General features: G+C 60.0%; 19 protein-coding genes, 1 tRNA gene and 1 pseudogene. 14 read left to right on the forward strand and 7 right to left on the reverse strand.

Annotated elements, in window-relative coordinates:
• The first annotated feature begins 254 nt into the window (after positions 1-254).
• Positions 255-1,643, forward strand: coding sequence for an amino acid permease (locus FBY21_RS24595; RefSeq protein WP_142014429.1), 1,389 nt, complete (start codon positions 255-257; stop codon positions 1,641-1,643).
• Between the two features lie 309 nt (positions 1,644-1,952).
• Entirely contained in the window at positions 1,953-2,309 is a 357-nt protein-coding gene (locus tag FBY21_RS24600) for a hypothetical protein (RefSeq protein ID WP_142014433.1), read from the forward strand.
• 706 nt (positions 2,310-3,015) lie between these two features.
• Here FBY21_RS24600 and FBY21_RS24605 read toward each other — a convergent pair.
• A complete protein-coding gene (locus FBY21_RS24605; RefSeq protein WP_142014438.1) occupies positions 3,016-4,794 on the reverse strand; it encodes an acyl-CoA dehydrogenase C-terminal domain-containing protein in 1,779 nt (592 codons plus the stop codon).
• A gap of 200 nt (positions 4,795-4,994) precedes the next feature.
• Here FBY21_RS24605 and FBY21_RS24610 point away from each other — a divergent pair, with 200 nt between their 5' ends.
• Entirely contained in the window at positions 4,995-5,456 is a 462-nt protein-coding gene (locus FBY21_RS24610) for a hypothetical protein (protein ID WP_142014442.1), read from the forward strand.
• A gap of 162 nt (positions 5,457-5,618) precedes the next feature.
• On the opposite strand, the gene FBY21_RS24615 is transcribed toward FBY21_RS24610, so the two are convergent.
• On the reverse strand, positions 5,619-5,804 hold the full coding sequence (locus FBY21_RS24615; protein WP_236211543.1) for a DNA-binding protein: 186 nt from the start codon (positions 5,802-5,804) through the stop codon (positions 5,619-5,621).
• A gap of 166 nt (positions 5,805-5,970) precedes the next feature.
• Between FBY21_RS24615 and FBY21_RS24620 the strand changes: the two genes are divergently transcribed.
• From FBY21_RS24620 to FBY21_RS24635, 4 genes are all read left to right on the forward strand, one after another.
• Entirely contained in the window at positions 5,971-6,240 is a 270-nt protein-coding gene (locus FBY21_RS24620; protein ID WP_044403789.1) for a hypothetical protein, read from the forward strand.
• The gene (locus FBY21_RS24625) at positions 6,237-6,452 is read left to right on the forward strand and encodes a hypothetical protein (RefSeq protein ID WP_142014447.1); all 216 of its coding nucleotides are present in this window, start codon (positions 6,237-6,239) and stop codon (positions 6,450-6,452) included. The genes FBY21_RS24620 and FBY21_RS24625 overlap by 4 nt, the downstream gene beginning before the upstream one ends.
• Entirely contained in the window at positions 6,449-6,709 is a 261-nt protein-coding gene (locus tag FBY21_RS24630) for a hypothetical protein (protein ID WP_142014450.1), read from the forward strand. Before FBY21_RS24625 ends, FBY21_RS24630 begins: the two co-directional genes overlap by 4 nt.
• A 166-nt stretch (positions 6,710-6,875) precedes the next feature.
• Complete coding sequence (locus FBY21_RS24635; RefSeq protein WP_142014453.1) at positions 6,876-7,124, forward strand: hypothetical protein; 249 nt, start codon at positions 6,876-6,878, stop codon at positions 7,122-7,124.
• Positions 7,125-7,216: 92 nt separating this feature from the next.
• On the opposite strand, the gene FBY21_RS24640 is transcribed toward FBY21_RS24635, so the two are convergent.
• The 3 genes from FBY21_RS24640 to FBY21_RS24650 form a co-directional block, all read right to left on the reverse strand.
• Positions 7,217-7,408: a hypothetical protein gene (locus FBY21_RS24640; RefSeq protein WP_186355573.1), complete on the reverse strand. Its 192-nt coding sequence runs from the start codon at positions 7,406-7,408 to the stop codon at positions 7,217-7,219.
• 121 nt (positions 7,409-7,529) lie between these two features.
• Entirely contained in the window at positions 7,530-7,997 is a 468-nt protein-coding gene (locus FBY21_RS24645) for a hypothetical protein (RefSeq protein ID WP_142014458.1), read from the reverse strand.
• A gap of 6 nt (positions 7,998-8,003) precedes the next feature.
• A complete protein-coding gene (locus FBY21_RS24650; protein WP_142014461.1) occupies positions 8,004-8,750 on the reverse strand; it encodes a hypothetical protein in 747 nt (248 codons plus the stop codon).
• Between the two features lie 272 nt (positions 8,751-9,022).
• Between FBY21_RS24650 and FBY21_RS24655 the strand changes: the two genes are divergently transcribed.
• Both FBY21_RS24655 and FBY21_RS24660 read left to right on the forward strand, forming a co-directional pair.
• On the forward strand, positions 9,023-9,874 hold the full coding sequence (locus FBY21_RS24655) for a restriction endonuclease (RefSeq protein WP_142014465.1): 852 nt from the start codon (positions 9,023-9,025) through the stop codon (positions 9,872-9,874).
• Between the two features lie 99 nt (positions 9,875-9,973).
• Positions 9,974-11,593, forward strand: a complete 1,620-nt coding sequence (locus FBY21_RS24660; RefSeq protein WP_142014469.1) for a TIGR04141 family sporadically distributed protein — start codon at positions 9,974-9,976, stop codon at positions 11,591-11,593.
• Between the two features lie 263 nt (positions 11,594-11,856).
• Here FBY21_RS24660 and FBY21_RS24665 read toward each other — a convergent pair whose 3' ends face one another.
• On the reverse strand, positions 11,857-12,135 hold the full coding sequence (locus tag FBY21_RS24665; RefSeq protein ID WP_142014473.1) for a DNA-binding protein: 279 nt from the start codon (positions 12,133-12,135) through the stop codon (positions 11,857-11,859).
• A 145-nt stretch (positions 12,136-12,280) separates the two neighbouring features.
• Here FBY21_RS24665 and FBY21_RS24670 point away from each other — a divergent pair, with 145 nt between their 5' ends.
• Positions 12,281-12,649, forward strand: a complete 369-nt coding sequence (locus FBY21_RS24670; protein ID WP_142014476.1) for a hypothetical protein — start codon at positions 12,281-12,283, stop codon at positions 12,647-12,649.
• A 123-nt stretch (positions 12,650-12,772) separates the two neighbouring features.
• Here FBY21_RS24670 and FBY21_RS24675 read toward each other — a convergent pair.
• Positions 12,773-12,849 (reverse strand) — tRNA-Met (locus tag FBY21_RS24675).
• Positions 12,850-13,068: 219 nt separating this feature from the next.
• Between FBY21_RS24675 and FBY21_RS24680 the strand changes: the two genes are divergently transcribed.
• The 4 genes and pseudogenes from FBY21_RS24680 to hisI form a co-directional block, all read left to right on the forward strand.
• Positions 13,069-13,737, forward strand: coding sequence for a metal ABC transporter ATP-binding protein (locus FBY21_RS24680; RefSeq protein WP_142014478.1), 669 nt, complete (start codon positions 13,069-13,071; stop codon positions 13,735-13,737).
• Entirely contained in the window at positions 13,737-14,597 is an 861-nt protein-coding gene (locus FBY21_RS24685) for a metal ABC transporter permease (RefSeq protein WP_043245644.1), read from the forward strand. The genes FBY21_RS24680 and FBY21_RS24685 overlap by 1 nt, the downstream gene beginning before the upstream one ends.
• A 17-nt stretch (positions 14,598-14,614) precedes the next feature.
• Positions 14,615-15,484 (forward strand): metal ABC transporter solute-binding protein, Zn/Mn family, encoded by an 870-nt coding sequence (locus FBY21_RS24690; protein ID WP_044404512.1) that lies wholly within the window; start codon positions 14,615-14,617, stop codon positions 15,482-15,484.
• Positions 15,481-15,897: pseudogene (gene hisI / locus FBY21_RS24695) on the forward strand (phosphoribosyl-AMP cyclohydrolase); the annotation flags it as partial. The gene FBY21_RS24690 and the pseudogene hisI, both read left to right, overlap by 4 nt.
• Positions 15,898-15,912: the final 15 nt, after the last annotated feature.

The raw sequence follows: 15,912 nt of genomic DNA on the forward strand, positions 1-15,912 counted from the left end.
AAGACATTTTCACTGCGCTGTATAGTCCGCGCAGCAGATTCAGCTGTTTTAACCCGGAAGCCGATTGGCAAGTTGCCCCCCGGCACACCCCCCTATACAACAGCCGGCCGTCCGAGCCTGGCCGACAGGCATGCCCTGTGGCCCCGGACGTCCTCTGCTCCCGCCCGCCCAAACCGGGCCCGCGGGAAACGAGAGCGCCCGCCGGGTTACCCCCTGGCGGGTGTCAGCCCTTTTACAAAAATAAGAGGTTCTTCATGTCCAGCAGCGATCAACTGCAACGCGGTTTGGGTGAACGACACATACGGCTCATGGCGCTCGGCGCCTGCATCGGTGTCGGTCTGTTCCTGGGATCGGCCAAGGCCATCCAGATGGCCGGCCCCGCCATCATGCTCTCCTACATCATCGGCGGCCTCGCCATCCTAGTGATCATGCGCGCCCTCGGCGAGATGGCCGTGCACAACCCCGTGGCCGGCTCCTTCAGCCGCTACGCCCAGGATTACCTCGGCCCGCTGGCGGGCTTTCTCACCGGCTGGAACTACTGGTTCCTCTGGCTGGTGACCTGCGTCGCGGAGATCACCGCCGTCGCCATCTACATGCAGATCTGGTTCCCCGACGTGGACCGCTGGATCTGGGCCCTCCTGGCCCTGGCGAGCATGGGCACCGTCAACCTCATCACCGTGCGCGCCTTCGGCGAGTTCGAGTTCTGGTTCGCCCTCATCAAGATCGTCACCATCATCGCCCTCGTGGTGGCCGGCGCCGGCATGATCCTCTTCGGGATCGGCAACGGCGGCATCGCCACCGGCATCAGCAACCTCTGGACCCACGGCGGCTTCATGCCCAACGGCGTGCAGGGCGTGCTCATGTCCCTGCAGATGGTCATGTTCGCCTACCTCGGCGTGGAGATGATCGGCCTCACCGCCGGTGAAGCGTGCAACCCGCAGAAGACCATCCCCGACGCCATCAACTCCGTGTTCTGGCGCATCCTGCTGTTCTACGTCGGCGCGCTGTTCGTGATCATGTCCATCTACCCGTGGAACGAGATCGGCACCCAGGGCAGCCCCTTCGTCATGACCTTCGAACGCCTCGGCATCAAGACCGCCGCCGGCATCATCAACTTCGTGGTCATCACCGCCGCCCTCAGCTCCTGCAACGGCGGCATCTTCAGCACCGGCCGCATGCTCTACAGCCTCGCCCAGCACGGCCAGGCCCCGCGCGCCTTCGGCCGCACCTCCGGCAATGGCGTCCCGCGCAACGCCCTGCTGCTGTCCATCTTCGCCCTGCTGCTGGGCGTGCTGCTGAACTACCTGGTGCCGGAGAAGGTATTCGTCTGGGTCACCTCCATCGCCACCTTCGGCGCCATCTGGACCTGGGCCATGATCCTGCTCGCCCAGATGAAGTTCCGCCGCAGCCTCAGCCCCGCCGAACAGGGCAAGCTGCAGTTCAAGATGTGGCTGTTCCCCATCAGCTCCTACCTCGCCCTGGCCTTCCTGGTGCTGGTGGTGGCACTCATGGCCTTCTTCGAAGACACCCGCATCGCCCTCTACATCGGCCCGGCCTTCCTCGTACTGCTGACCGTGCTGTTCAAGGTGTTCAAGCTCGGCAACCAACCCGACGCCCACCTGACCGGCAATACCGCCTCCTGACGGCACCCCCACAAACACCCCGCCCCGGCGGGGTGTTTTTGTTTGCCGTCACCCAACGCGCACCCCGTAGGATGCGGTGAGCTCAGCGAACCGCATCAATTCCCTCCCGAGCCCAGGGCACACGCCCTGTAGGGTGGGCCGGGCGGCGTTCCGCTTCAGCCCACCAGCGGCAGACAGCGTGGGCTGAAGCCCACCCTACGGCTCCGTGCCGTACCCCGTGCGAATTCATTCGCGAGACTCTCCCTTCGGTGCCGACAACGCTAAGATCGTGCGCCTTGCTTGGACGCTTTCCGTACAGGACGTACCCCCATGATCGACCTGCTGTTCTGGCCACTGCTCGCCACCCTGTTGTTCGCGCCACCCTGGTTGCTCTGGAAACACACCGAGCGGCTGGGCTGGTTGAGCCGCTACGTGCTGGCCCTGCTCCCGGTGGGCGTTACCTGGCTGGGATGGCAGTGGGGCATCTGGGCCTTCGAACACTTCGACTGCCAAGGCAACACCAAGGGGCTGCATGACTGCCTGTCGAACGGACAGGACATGACCGCCTGGGTTGGGCGAGCGCTGTTCCTGAGCGTACCGATGATGTTCATCGGCTTGCCGCTTTCCGGTTGGTTCTTGATCGATACGCTGATGCGCCACCTGGGCCACCTCAGCAATCGCGAATGAATTCGCTCCCACGCCCCGGCACATCGCGTCCCGGGGCGGCGCTCTTTGCATCCACCAATAGCGTTCGGCCCATCCCACGGCCCCATAACGCACCCCGTGGGAGCGAATTCATTCGCGATGCTTTTCCTGCCCACCATGTGCATCCGGCATGGCTCCGCCGGTGGATCGATGAAGCGCGATCCACCCTACGGGGGGCGCCTTCACCCATGGGCGCGGCGCCGACCACTCCCCTACCAATCGCAAATAATTTCGCCCCCACAAACCGGCACATCTCGTCCCGGGGCGTAGGGTGGATGGCGCTCTTTCCATCCACCAATGGCGTTCGGCACGGCCCCATGGCGCACCCCGTGGGAGCGAATTCATTCGCGATGCTTTTCCTACCCACCACCGGCATCCGGCATGGCTCCGCCGGTGGATCGATGAAGCGCGATCCACCCTACAGGGTGCGCCTTCACCCATGGGAACGGCGCTGACCATTCCCGCCCCATCGCGAACGAACCCGCCCCCACAAACCGGCACATCGCCTGCGTAGGATGCGGTGAGCTCGGCGAACCGCACCGGTCCCGGTCGGTGTTGGCCGGTGGGCTGAAACCCGCCCTACGACGGCCCCGCCCGCCCACAGGCCGACCAAATTCCGGGCAAAAAAAAACCGGCAATCAAAAAAGGGAGGGATTGCCGGCGTGCGCATACGGAGGGGGAGGGTTGGCTATGCGGCGAACTCGTCCTCGTTGAACGCCATCAGGGATGCTTTGCCTGCCATCACCTCGGCCAGCAGGCCGTCGGTCTCGGTCAGGGTTCGGGTCATGTAGAAGTCGGCGGACTTCAGCTTGGCGCCGTAGAAGGTCTTCTCCTCACTGCCGGCGTCCAGCTTGGCCTGGGCCACCTGAGCCATGCGGGCCCACAGCCAGGCCAGCGCGGTCAGCGCGAACAGCCGCAGGTAGGGCGTGGCCGCAGCGCCGGCCTGCTCAGGGTCCTTCATGCCTTCGGTGGCCAGCCACATCGTCGCCTGCTGCAACTGGCGCAGCGCCTTGTCCACCTTGGCCACATGGGGCGCCTCGGGGTTGGCCTTGAGCCACTCACCCACCAACTGGAAGAAGCCACGCACCGCACGGCCGCCGCCCAGGGCCAGCTTGCGGCCCACCAGGTCCAGCGCCTGGATGCCGTTGGTGCCCTCGTAGATACGGGTGATGCGGCAGTCCCGCACCAGCTGCTCGATACCCCAGTCCTCGGTGAAGCCCGAGCCGCCCATCACCTGCAGGCCCTCGTTGGCGCAGGCGAAACCCTCGTCGGTGAGGAAGGCTTTCACCACCGGCGTCAGCAGCTGCACCAGATCGTCCGCCTGCTGGCGCACCTCGGCGTCCGGGTGGTCGTGGGCGATGTCCTGATGCAGGCCGGTGAAGTAGGCCAGCGCGCGGCTGCCCTCGATCATCACCTTCTGGCGCAGCAGCATGCGCCGCACGTCCGGGTGCACCAGGATCGGGTCGGCCGGCTTGTCCTGCGCCTTCGGCCCGCTCAGGGAGCGGCTCTGCAAGCGCTCGCGGGCGAAGCCCAGGCTGATCTGGTAAGCGTTCTCGGCAATGCCCAGGCCCTGCATGCCGACCATCAGGCGTGCCGAGTTCATCATCGTGAACATGCAGCGCAGGCCCTTGTGGGGCTCGCCGATCAGCCAGCCTTTGGCACCCTCGAAATTCATCACGCAGGTGGCCGAGCCCTTGATGCCCATCTTGTGCTCCAGCCCGCCGCAGAAGGCCGGATTGCGGCTGCCATCGGCGAGGAACTTGGGCACCAGGAACAGCGAAATCCCCTTCACCCCGGCCGGCGCATCGGGCAGGCGGGCCAGCACCAGGTGGACGATGTTTTCCACCAGATCGTGCTCACCGCCGGTGATCCAGATCTTCGTGCCGCTCAGCGCGTAGCTGCCGTCCGCCTGGGGTTCGGCGCGGGTGCGGATCAGCCCCAGGTCCGTGCCGCACTGCGGCTCGGTCAGGCACATGGTGCCCGTCCACTCGCCGCTGATCAGCTTCGGCAGGTAGGCCTCCTGCTGCTCGCGGGTGCCGTGGGCGGAGAGGGCATTGATGGCGCCGTGGGTCAGGCCCGGGTACATGCCCAGCGACAGGTTCGCCGAGCACACCATCTCCTCCACCATCATGTTCAGCACGTGGGGCAGGCCCTGGCCGCCGAACTCGGTGGGGCAGGCCAGCGCCGTCCAGCCGCCTTCGGCGAACTGGCGGTAACCCTCGCGGAACCCGGCGGGCGTCTTCACCGCGCGGGTCGCCGGGTCGTAATGACAGCCTTCCTTGTCGCCCGAACTGTTCAGCGGGGCCAGCACGCCCTCAGCCAGGCGCGCCGCCTCTTCGAGGATCGCGCTACCCAGGTCCGCGCCGAATTCCCCTTGGGACGGCAGCGCCTGCAGGTGCGAATAGGCGTCGAGTACTTCATCGAACACAAAGCGCATGTCGCGGAGCGGCGCGCGGTAGGCCGGCATGGTCGAGTCCTCTAAAGCTGTACATTCGGTAAATTTGTATAGCTTTTCTACTGCTGCGTATAAGTTTGTGCAAGGGGCTTGTACAACTTTTTCCCGCCGGGGGGATGACCGGCCAGTTCCGCTTTCAGCGCCCGGGCAAGCCGCCATGGCCCGCCAGGCCCCGCGCCCTGTAGGCTTCGCCCACCCGCAAGGAGGCCTCGATGAAACGCGCGTTAGGGATCACCTCACTCACCCTGGCACTCGCCGCCAGTGCCGCAGCCGCCGGCTACCTCTACCTCACCCAGGTGCCCCGCCTGGCCTACCCCCTCCAGCGCCTCGACGGCTGGGCCCTGAGCGATGGCGGCTCGTACGGGCTGGAGGTGGTGGATGCCGAGGGCCGTATCGTCCTGCTGGGCATCCAGGCCACCGCCCTCGATGGGCCGGTGGAGCGCTACCCCGCCTTCATCGGGCGGCCGCTGTTCGGCCTGCCCCTCACCGTCACCGCCGGCCTGGGCAGCACCCTCGAACGGCAGATCGAAGCACTCGCCCACGAAATCGCCCGCAGCGGGATGGATGAAGCGCGCTGGCACCAGGCCGGGGCCACCTTCAGCCGGCGCGAACAGCCCTACGCCTTCGCGTGGTCCTTGCATGAGCAGTTGGCCGCGCGCAGCGGGGGAGGGTAGGCGTGAAGCCGGGGGATCAGGAGAGGAAAGGGCCCGGCGCCGCATAGCGTGGGGCACCGGGCGGGGAAGGTGAAAGGCGGCCGCTAGGCCTGGGAGGGTGGGGCGATCAGGCCGTCGTGTTCGGGGCTGCTCTGCCCCTGGTCTGGCTTCACCCCTCTGTCATCACGCAGAAGGCGCGCCATCCGGGCTGATGTGCCCGTTCTCCGGCTCCGTGCGCCCGGATATCAGCCAGAGCGCGAACTGTGGATAAGCCTCGGCCAGGATGCCCACTTCCTCGGTGCTGATCCGGATCTTGCCGCCGCTGATGTTCCGCCAGCGTTCGTAGTTCTTGCCCCCGAGCTCGCTCAAGTGCTTCGGTCCTACAGCCCGAATCAGTTGAAGTGCTCTGTTTCTTACGGCGTCCATTGAGTTTTCTCGGCTTGAGTAACCTTTACTCAAAAGCAACAGTGCCCTAGATTGCTTTGAGTATTTATTACTCATGGTGGCTTAGAGTGGCCGATTATAGGGTGTCTGTATGGAACAGTCTGGAGTAGTGAGGTTCAGCACGGGCGCAAAGCCTGAGCGAATGAACGATTTCCGCTGTGCGCCGTTTTGCACGCAACTGGTGCTGGCGGAAATGTGCGGCATCGCGGAGATCACCGAAGACGTGGTGCGCGGCTGGGTCGAGAGCAACACCATCCCCACCGTGAAGATCGGCCGGCGCCGCGTCATCAACCTGCACCGCATCCGCCTCGACCTGGAGAGCGGCAAAACAGTGTTCAGCGCGGGGGACTACGCCCAATGAAAGCCATCAACGTACAACTGCGCCTGCTCCTCAAGGCCATCCGCTATTCCGACCCGGAACGCGCGCTCGCCTACTACATCCGCATGGGCGGCTACCTCGACGCCCTGCAGGACACAAACACCTTCGACACCACCGAAATCAAGCGCCTCGACCGCCTCGCCTTCAACGCCTACAACCAGCGCACCAACCGCCATAACCGGGAGCTCATATGAACAAGGCCGTTCACCCCCAGCAGGCGCGCCCCGCACTGCGCCTGCTCTGCATCCTCACCCCCACGCCCTACGGCCAATGGCGCCCCGTCCCAGCCGCCACCCACCGCCCCCGCGCACCCCGCACCGATATCCGGGGGCGCTGGGGCTATGTGCTGCCGGAGGAGTTGTATATGCGGGAGGTGTGGATAAGAACGCCGCGCGTGTCGTGGCGGCGGTTCGTCGCGCAGCACGGCGCCTTTGGCGCCGAGGTGAGTTGAGCCGATCAACCGAACGAAAGATCAAGAGGTGAGAAGGGCAGGCTGGCGAATTCAACCCCCGTCAGCGTTATGATCCCGGCGCTTCACTATTTGGCTCATCGCGAGTGCAACGCTGTCCTCGCTTCGGGCTGATGCCCATAACACAGTCAAGGAAGGAGCTTGGAACATGCCCGTGCTGCAGATTGAGTCCTGGTCCGATGACGTGGCCTGGGCCTCAGTGAATGGCTGGAATCTGGAAGCCTTTGTTCAGCGGTTATCCCTGTGCTCCACACTGCGGGGCACAGAATTGAAACGCCTCGCTCGTGCTATACGAAAGAGAGAGATCGAACAGATCGAAGTCACCAGCGTGGAAGCGGCGGGCGCGCTTATACACACGCTGGAGTCACTCGGGGCAACGATCAGGCTGAACAATTAGCCCGTGCGGCTCTAACTCTGGCGACTGCTGATCCTTTGGCTGTGTTGCACAGCAACAGAGGACAGAGCCCTCAGTTGTATCAATCTGCTGAGTCACCAATCCCGCTCTCTCAACCCCTCCATACACTCCTTCACGTCATCATCAATCACGTTCCCGGGTTTGATGCATTCCTTCATCGGCTTCCGCGTGCCGCGATTAGCCTGGCGCTCGGCTTGCTCCTGCATCTTGAGATTGCTGCGTGCCGCATCGCCCATCGGGCCATCGGAGCCGGCGAAGAACTCCATCACGGTTCGGTCAATGGCTTGGCATAGCCTCAGCAATGTGCCAGTAAAACTACGTCATCCAGCGGTGCTCTGATTAATGCACCATTAGTTGGAGGTTATTGCGGTGCAGTATTTGGCGTGGTCATGAGCCTTTTGTCGGATGGATGACCGTAAAAGTAGCTGGATTAAAGTAGGGCTTTTCCCCATAAAGAAAGCTCATGGCGCCAGAGGATGAAGTAATTGCAGGGGCTACAATTATAGCGGTCAGGGTAATAACCCCAAAGATTAATGGAAGTAATCTCTTGGGGTTGATGGAGTTTCTGTATTCTCCAATAAGGAAGTTATCGTATTCAGTTTTTTGTTCCTTGCTTTCAAGGGCGCGTAGTATTTCGGTCTTTGCGTCCCTTTTGGAAATGTATACCAGCATTGCAAAAACTAAGCTTAGGAGCGCCCAGAATTGTGGCTGATTGGTTCCGATGGACGCTACAGCAAAAGCGAAGGAAAAATTGCCAAGGTTGTCATTCAGGTAAGACTCCCAACCCCTAATCTCATTGTGTATGTCTCGATAATCTTTTACGGGATCACATGGGGTTTTATTCTGTTCTTTCATTTTTAATCATTCCCCCTCCAGACAAAAGAAAATATAAAGTTCTTTGCTAATCATGTCGTGGTCATGAAGCATGTTAACAAGTTCGCCGAACTCCTTCTGGTAAAATTTTGGCAGAGGGGATGTGTAATTTTCTTTTATGGCGTTATAGTTTTTTATGAGATCGCAGAGTCGCTCTAAGTCACTTGCTATCCATTTTATAGTCCTGCGTGTTTTAGAGTTCTCTTCGTTGTAGTGTTTTATCAGTGAAGCTGTTTCAGGTGTTTGAATGTCAGGGTGATAGTTGCTTAGTGTCCTGTGTAAAGATAATTCTTTATCTAGGATGTTTTCGTTGAAATTTCTATTGGTTCTTGCTGCAATTTTTTCGATTAAGCCGAGTAGTTCGGATAGTCGAGACTCTCGCTCTAAGTGCTCTGCTTGCTTAGTTGCTGCTTCAGCTGTTTTTCTTAGCTCATCGCGTGTAAGAATTAGTTCTTCTCTGGAGTTCTCAAGTTCGCTGTTTGAGATGGCTAGCTGCTTGTTTTGCTGAAAAATAGTTATAAGTAGTGCTGAAAATGTCAAGAAGCTCAAAAGTGGGTTTGCTGTGCCGCCTAGGAAATCTCCAAACTGTCCCCATTTTTCACCGTCGGCAATAACTTGGAAGTCTCCGAAGTAAGTCCAATATACTGATAGGGTTGCTATCAAAATTGAAGCGCCGGAGAGGAAAAGGAAGATTAAAATATAGTTGGATGATGATTGGCTTTTTTGATTTTTCATGGTTGTAAAATTTTTATGAGACTTATGGTGGTTCGAATGGGCGCTAGTTATGCACAGGTGCATACTGAATTAGATTTTTCGTTGGTGAGAACAACTGCATAACATATGAAGGCAAGTGATGCCTCTTCATCTGTGCTACCCCTGATTCAGTTGAGTTATGTGCCAAAACTCTACACCTAAGGTATGCCCTTAGGCTCTTTACGGGTACTAGCGCATCGCGCTAGTGTCCGTCATGTCGTTTTGCCACGAATGGAATCGGATTGGAGCATGGCATGGCACGCCGCCGCAAAACCTCCCTGTTTGACGACCTCTTCACCCTCGCCACCTTGCTGCCCTGGTGGGCAAGCCTGTTGGTTGCATTCGTGTCCTGGTACTTGCTCCACGGATACGCCACCAGCCCGATCCCCCCTGTCGATCCACACAGACCCGATATGACCGGTGCCATGTTCCGGGGGCTCGCTATGGGGCTCCAGTACATCGTGCCTTTCATCTTTGCTCTTGGTGCAGTTGGCTCCATTGCCGGACGTGCCAAGCGCAAAAAGCTGTTCAAGGATGTAGCTGAAGCTACTCAACCGGCTAAGACACTGGATGGCATCAGCTGGCGCGAGTTTGAGCTGCTGGTGGGGGAGGCGTTTCGGCGAAAAGGCTTCAGCGTTACCGAAAGAGGTGGCAATGGGCCGGATGGTGGCGTTGATCTGGAACTGCACTTGGGCACGGACAAGTACCTAGTCCAATGCAAGCAATGGAAGGCCCTGAAGGTTGGAGTAACTGTCATCCGCGAGTTCTTCGGTGTGATGGCTGCTGAGGGAGCAGCAGGGGGCTTCATTGTCACCTCCGGTACATATACCGAGGAGGCTAAGACGTTCGCCCAAGGACGAAATATTCAATTGATTGATGGAACCTTACTGAAACACTGGATTGCTAATAGTTCCATTGCTTCGCAATCCTCTACACGTCAGTACGTAAAGCCTAAATCGCAACCTAACATCCCGCTCTGTCCGGTTTGTGGGGGCTCTATGGTTGTGCGTACAGCTAAGCGTGGGGTGAATTTGGGAAATCAGTTTTGGGGCTGCTCGCAATATCCTGCCTGCAGAGGTATACGCCATCTGGAAAATTCAAAATAATAATCCAGACTAGGCACTGAGTAGAGGTTATTGACTTAACCGAGATGCAGCCTAACTGCCTCTATGTATGCTCTTAGTTCTTCTCTCAAGGGAGGGCAAATGGTTAAATCGAAGAAGGAAAGAAAGGAGCGTCTCTCGATTTATCTCGCTAAAGACCCCTCGTGTTTGAATTCCTCACTTCTAAAACTAGATAAAGCGAAGGCTCCTATAGAGCTCACGGTTGAGGGGTGTGACTCTGCTTTGCTTTATATAAAAGTTGAACCGCCGAAGCACTCCCCGCCTTGGACGAAATTCTTTACTTCGAGACGTGAGGTTCCGAGCGATGCTTTTGGGGACTCCAGCACGGTTGGCGCTGCGCTTATAGTTTCTGTGCTGGGCAGTAAGTTTGTTCTCACTTTTGGTTCTGGATTTCACCTTCTTCAAAATGAACAAATTGAAAGGGATTTTGGTTTGCGAGTGACGTTGAACTCTGTTGATCCGGACAAACTTAGAAGTTTGGATAAGGCAAGCTATGATCACAATCCCTTGAATTCTAGGACTCAAAGTTCAAGGGAGGTTGATATATTTGATCTTCATATAGACTCTGAAACAGAGATGTTATATGCCGTAACTGGCGTTTCAGTAGTGGATGTATTTGGGTCGCATGTTACTGGTAGGGATGCGCTGACGTTAGTTGTGTCTGTAGATATGGATGGTTTGGTGGCGATCCTGACAGAGGCGATTGTTAGGTATAAAAAGAAGCTGCCGGAGCAGTTCGAGTGGGTTGATAATGTATACCGAATTAGGGATGCAGAAACAAATCAATTGCTTGATCTCGAACTAGATGACTACTTAAAGGCTGGGAATACAGGTGGGTTTTGGGTGGGAGAGCCTGAAGTCGTTGATTGGGAGTCTCAGGTTGGATACTCCTTTGACATGTATCCCAATACGCCTAGGCATGTTGTGCTTGATATGGATGATTTGTTTGGCCACATGGCGGGGAAGGGGCTGGCTATTACCACAGATTCATTGAGATTGACTACGGTTCATGTCAATGACAGTGAATATAGAGATATGAAAAGCTGGAGTGCATATAGGTGTTTGTATGCGGAGTTAACGGTTGGGGGAGAGTACTATATTTTGCGTAATGGCATTTGGTATCGAGTTGATCGGGATTTCGTTAGAAAGATAGATAACTATTTTATTGATTTAAGGTCATATGGGCATGTTATGCCTAGATATATTCACGACTCTGAGGGTGAGTACAATGATTATGTTGCGTCTATAGATAGTAATTATCTGAAAATGGACAAGAAAAATGTCAGAGTAGGCGGTGCCTACGATAAGATAGAATTCTGTGATCTTGTAAGGGGTGTAAATGATTTTATTCACGTAAAGTATTATCGTAGCTCAAGTACGCTTAGTCATCTTTTCGCTCAAGGGTGTGTTGCGGCAGAGGTTTTTGTTCGTGATGTAGAGTTTCGAGAAAAGCTTAATGGTAAACTGCCGGCGATTTTGAAGCTGGCCGACAGTAAGGCTATGCCGGATGCGCGGAATTTTAAGGTTGTATATGCTATTGCTACAGACAAGAATATACCGAAGGAGCTGCCTTTCTTCTCTAAGGTGACACTTAAAAATTCGCTTCGGACGCTGCGTGCTTTAGGCTACACGGTAGAGTTATGCAAGATTGAGGTCGATCCGACTGTACATATGAAAAAGAAAATTAAGCCAAAAAAGTAGCCAAAACTATTACTGGCATGTCTGTGTGTTTTAAATTCCCCCCTTGTCTGGATTAGCTCAAGTCCTAGTTGAGTGAGGCCGATAGGCACGGAAGAGCCTGCTGAGCTCTTTACTGATTGTTGTAGATCACGGTACGCAATCTGCTGGAGCCAATGGGCGTCTAACGGACCAAGCGATCCATGCCGCCGATCGAAGCAAGTGATCTGCTCCGCTCTTCCTTGATGCTTACTTACTACCTCCCTCCTGGAGGTCATCCCGCTCGCCTAAACCCCGCTACTCCCCGCTCCGTCCCCCGCCAACTCCACATCTGCTTCGGTAACGCCCGGGCTGATCTGCCCCCGGGCCAGGTCGGTCTCACCGTGGATGATGTAGAGCTCGTACTCGGGGTAGATGGCCAGCAGCGCTGCCAGGTCTTCGACCCGGGTTTTCGTTCTGAAGTCAGTCGCCACGGTTTGCCACCGGCGTCGATCACTGATGGTCGTATTTTTCGCCAAGGTTGAAGGGCCTATATGCCTTACAACCTCCCTGAGCCGATCTTCCATATTCAAAAACCATCTATAAAATTGACGAATATTTCGTTGTGTCGAATATTTCGTTGTGTATAGTTGGCTCAAATGACGAATATTTCGTCATTCGTGAGCGTGATTGAGTCACAGTTTATGGGCATTTCAGAGGCAGGGATAGGCAATGAGACGGCACCTGGATTCACCCTTCGGAGCGGCTACCACTGGCAAGCGTGGCGCTTTGGAATTCGATGCGAACACGGCTATCGGCTACATCGGCAAGACGGTGCTCGTCGAGCTGGTGTGGGACGACAGCGAGGCGCCGATCTGGTGCTGCAAGCACATCGTCGGCGTGGTCCTGCCCATGGCGGGTGTGTATGAGGAAGCGTTCTTCATGACCATCGATGGTCATTGCCGTGAGCGCTTTCCCAGCGAGGTCTTCCTTTCCACCATCCGCACGATTCGGGCCCTGTGGTCGCGGGATCCAACAAGCGGTGCTGTTGACGGAGGCGCGTGCCAGGGCGGGGAGCCAGGGAAGGGCGGCGCAGCATGAGGGCCGCTGCGGTGAGAGCAATCAGGGGGAGGGCGTGATGCAGGGAGGCGGGCAGATGGGCGTCAAGAAATGAACACCCCAGAAAGCACAAAGGGTTAGCCGAAGCTAACCCTTTGTTTTATATGGTGGCTACGCAGGGACTTGAACCCCGGACCCCAGCATTATGAATGCTATGCTCTAACCAGCTGAGCTACGTAGCCAACGTGGCGCGCATTATTCTCTCGCTTCCTGCCTCTGTCAACCCCACTTTTCAGAATTTTTCGAAGGGCGATCAACCGCTTAGCGGTGGGTGCCGGTTGGCGTTCGGGTTGGAAAAGGGGAGGGGGCGTGCGCGGGGAAATGGGTTGTGAAGCGTGATTTGTTACTTTATAACATTTGCGTTTTCCTACAGCCCTTTCTCCCACGCCCTGGACCTGACGATGCTTCAGTTCGATGCCTTGCAATGGGGGCCGCCTGCGCGGCCGTTGGCGCCGCCGCTTTCCCTGGCGTTGCCGGCCGGCAGCCTTACGGCGGTGGTGGGGCGCAACGGGTGCGGCAAAAGCAGCCTGCTGCGGGTGATCGCCGGTTTGCAGCGCCCTTTGGCGGGGCGGGTGAGCGTCGGGGCGGCGGGCCTGGGGGCGGTGGGCTTTCTGCAGCAGCAACAGGCGCTGGACCGGCAGTTCCCCCTCAGCCTGGGGGAGCTGGCGATGGCGGGGTTGTGGCGCAGCCGGTTGAGCCGGGTGGAACGGCGCAGGCGCTGCGAGGCGGCCCTGGCGGATTGGCAGCTGGAGGCGCTGACCGACCAGCCGCTGCTGGCGCTTTCCGGCGGGGAGTTGCAGCGGGCCTTGCTGGCGCGGCTGGAGCTGATGGATGCGCCGCTGCTGTTGCTGGACGAGCCCGACGCGGCGCTGGACGCGGAGGGCCAGGCGATTCTCTGGCAGCGCATCGCCCGCTGGCAGCGGGAGGGGCGCACGCAGCTGGTGGTCTGCCATGACCTGGAGGCGGTGCGCGAGCGCTTGCCGCGCTGCCTGCTGATCCGCGCCGACGGCTGCCGTCATGGCGCCAGCCGCGTGCTGCTGCCGGCGCCGACCCGCCAGCAGGTGGCCTGATGCTCGCGGCGCTCTGGCAACCCTTTGCGGAGTTCGCCTTCTTGCAGCGGGCGCTGCTGGGCGGGGTGGCGCTGGCGTGCAGCGCGGGGCCGCTCGGGGTGTTCCTGATGCTGCGGCGCATGAGCCTGATCGGCGATGCCATTTCCCATGGGGTGTTGCCCGGTGCGGCGCTGGCGTTCTGGTTCTTCGGCCTGAGCCTGCCGGCGCTGACCTTCGGCGGCCTGGTGGCGGGGCTGGGGATGGCCGGGCTGGCGGCGTGGATCACCCGCCGCACCGGCCTGCGGGAGGATGCGAGCCTGGCGGCCATCTACCCCATTTCCCTGGCGGGCGGCGTGCTGCTGCTGGGGCTGGCCGGGCGCCGGATCGACCTGCTGCACCTGCTGTTCGGCTCGGCCCTGGCGGTGGACGGCGAGACGCTGCGCAGCATGCTGACGGTGGCCGGAACCAGCCTGGCGCTGTTGGCGCTGATCTACCGCCCGCTGCTGTGGGACAGCTTCGACCCGGTGTTCCTGCGCGGGGTCAGCCGCTTCGGGGCGCCGGCCTATGCGCTGTTCCTGGCGTTGGTGGTGCTCAACCTGGTGACCGGCTTCCACGCCATCGGTGCGTTGATGGTGGTGGGGCTGATGATGCTGCCGGCCGCTGCGGCGCGCTTCTGGAGCCGACGCCTGCCGGTGCTGCTGCTGACGGCGGCGGGCATCGGCGCGAGCTGCGTGTGGCTGGGGCTGTTGCTGTCGTTCCACGCCAACCTGCCCAGCGGCCCCTGCATCGTGTTGCTGGCGGGGCTGGCCTACCTGATTTCGGTGTTCGTCGGGCCGGTCCACGGCTTGCTGCGACGCGCGCCCCTTCCCGTGCCCTGTTGAGGAGCCCCCGCATGTTCATGCGCCTGTGCGTTGTGCTGTTGCTGTGCCTGCCCGTTTCACTGTCCGCTGCGGAGAAGGCGAGGGTGGTGACCACCTTCAGCATCCTGGCGGACATCACCCGCGAGATCGGCGGGGACGACATCCAGCTCACCAACCTGGTGGGGGCGGATGCCGATGCCCACGTCTTCGAGCCCGCTCCGGCCCAGGTGCGGGCGGTGCTGGAGGCGGACCTGGTGATCGCCAACGGGCTGGGCTTCGAGCCCTGGCTGGAGCGCCTGCTGGCCAACGGCGAGGCGCGCGGCACGCGCATCGACGCGAGCAAGGGCGTGGTGCCGATGACGGTGCTGGAGGACGACCAGCGCCTGGTGGACCCCCACGCCTGGCAGAGCCTGGGCAATGCGGAGATCTACGCGCGCAACATCACCCAGGCGCTGGTGCAGCTGGTGCCGGCCCGGGCGGCAGCCTTCGAGGCGCGGCGGGACTCCTGGCTGGGCCGCCTGGGGGCGCTGCGCCAGAGCATCGCCCCGCGCCTGATGGCGTTGCCGCCGGAGCGGCGCCGGGTGCTGACCAGCCATGACGCCTTCGGTTACTTCGCCCAGGAGTGGCGCCTGCAGTTCCTCGCGGCCCAGGGCGTGAGCGATGCGGCCGAGCCTTCCGCTGCCGAGGTGGCGGGGTTGATCCGCCAGCTGCGGGCGGAGGGCGTGCGCGCCATCTTCGTGGAGAACATCCGCGATGCGCGACTGGTGAAGCAGATCGCCGAGGAGGCCGGCGCGCGGGTGGGCGGTACGCTGTATTCCGATGCGCTGGCGGCCGAGGGCCCGGCCAGCACCTACCTGGGCATGTACCGGCAGAACGTCGAGCGGCTGCTGCAGGCGCTGGCGCCATGAGCTTCTGGCTGCAACTGGAGCGGAGCCCGGCCGGCACCGGGCGGGATCTGGAGGCGGTGATGGCGGCCATTCCCTGGCGTGCCGATGGGCTGATCCCCGCCGTGGCGCAGCAGTACGACAGCGGCGAGGTGCTGATGCTGGCGTGGATGAACCCAGAGTCCCTGCGGCTCACGCTGGAGGAGGGGCGGGCGTGCTACTGGTCGCGCTCGCGCCGCTGCCTGTGGCGCAAGGGCGATACCTCCGGGCATGTGCAGCACCTGGTGAGCGCCCACCTGGATTGCGACGGCGATGCGCTGCTGCTGCAGGTGGACCAGGCCGGCCCGGCCTGTCACACCGGGCGCCGTTCGTGCTTCTACAACCAGCTCTCCGGCGCGGGGCTGCGGGTGACGTGTGCGTCGCCCGAGCCTGACGCGCCGGCCCACCCGTCC

It is taken from the genome of Pseudomonas sp. SLBN-26, from assembly GCF_006715895.1.
GTDB lineage: Bacteria > Pseudomonadota > Gammaproteobacteria > Pseudomonadales > Pseudomonadaceae > Metapseudomonas > Metapseudomonas otitidis.

Excerpts from the sequence above, each read along its gene's own strand:
- FBY21_RS24595 (WP_142014429.1), top strand. The coding sequence starts at position 255 with ATGTCCAGCAGCGATCAACTGCAACGCGGTTTGGGTGAACGACACATA.
- FBY21_RS24600 (WP_142014433.1), top strand. The coding sequence starts at position 1,953 with ATGATCGACCTGCTGTTCTGGCCACTGCTCGCCACCCTGTTGTTCGCG.
- FBY21_RS24605 (WP_142014438.1), bottom strand. The coding sequence starts at position 4,794 with ATGCCGGCCTACCGCGCGCCGCTCCGCGACATGCGCTTTGTGTTCGAT.
- FBY21_RS24610 (WP_142014442.1), top strand. The coding sequence starts at position 4,995 with ATGAAACGCGCGTTAGGGATCACCTCACTCACCCTGGCACTCGCCGCC.
- FBY21_RS24620 (WP_044403789.1), top strand. The coding sequence starts at position 5,971 with ATGGAACAGTCTGGAGTAGTGAGGTTCAGCACGGGCGCAAAGCCTGAG.
- FBY21_RS24625 (WP_142014447.1), top strand. The coding sequence starts at position 6,237 with ATGAAAGCCATCAACGTACAACTGCGCCTGCTCCTCAAGGCCATCCGC.
- FBY21_RS24630 (WP_142014450.1), top strand. The coding sequence starts at position 6,449 with ATGAACAAGGCCGTTCACCCCCAGCAGGCGCGCCCCGCACTGCGCCTG.
- FBY21_RS24635 (WP_142014453.1), top strand. The coding sequence starts at position 6,876 with ATGCCCGTGCTGCAGATTGAGTCCTGGTCCGATGACGTGGCCTGGGCC.
- FBY21_RS24640 (WP_186355573.1), bottom strand. The coding sequence starts at position 7,408 with ATGGAGTTCTTCGCCGGCTCCGATGGCCCGATGGGCGATGCGGCACGC.
- FBY21_RS24645 (WP_142014458.1), bottom strand. The coding sequence starts at position 7,997 with ATGAAAGAACAGAATAAAACCCCATGTGATCCCGTAAAAGATTATCGA.
- FBY21_RS24650 (WP_142014461.1), bottom strand. The coding sequence starts at position 8,750 with ATGAAAAATCAAAAAAGCCAATCATCATCCAACTATATTTTAATCTTC.
- FBY21_RS24655 (WP_142014465.1), top strand. The coding sequence starts at position 9,023 with ATGGCACGCCGCCGCAAAACCTCCCTGTTTGACGACCTCTTCACCCTC.
- FBY21_RS24660 (WP_142014469.1), top strand. The coding sequence starts at position 9,974 with ATGGTTAAATCGAAGAAGGAAAGAAAGGAGCGTCTCTCGATTTATCTC.
- FBY21_RS24665 (WP_142014473.1), bottom strand. The coding sequence starts at position 12,135 with ATGGAAGATCGGCTCAGGGAGGTTGTAAGGCATATAGGCCCTTCAACC.
- FBY21_RS24670 (WP_142014476.1), top strand. The coding sequence starts at position 12,281 with ATGAGACGGCACCTGGATTCACCCTTCGGAGCGGCTACCACTGGCAAG.
- FBY21_RS24680 (WP_142014478.1), top strand. The coding sequence starts at position 13,069 with ATGCTTCAGTTCGATGCCTTGCAATGGGGGCCGCCTGCGCGGCCGTTG.
- FBY21_RS24685 (WP_043245644.1), top strand. The coding sequence starts at position 13,737 with ATGCTCGCGGCGCTCTGGCAACCCTTTGCGGAGTTCGCCTTCTTGCAG.
- FBY21_RS24690 (WP_044404512.1), top strand. The coding sequence starts at position 14,615 with ATGCGCCTGTGCGTTGTGCTGTTGCTGTGCCTGCCCGTTTCACTGTCC.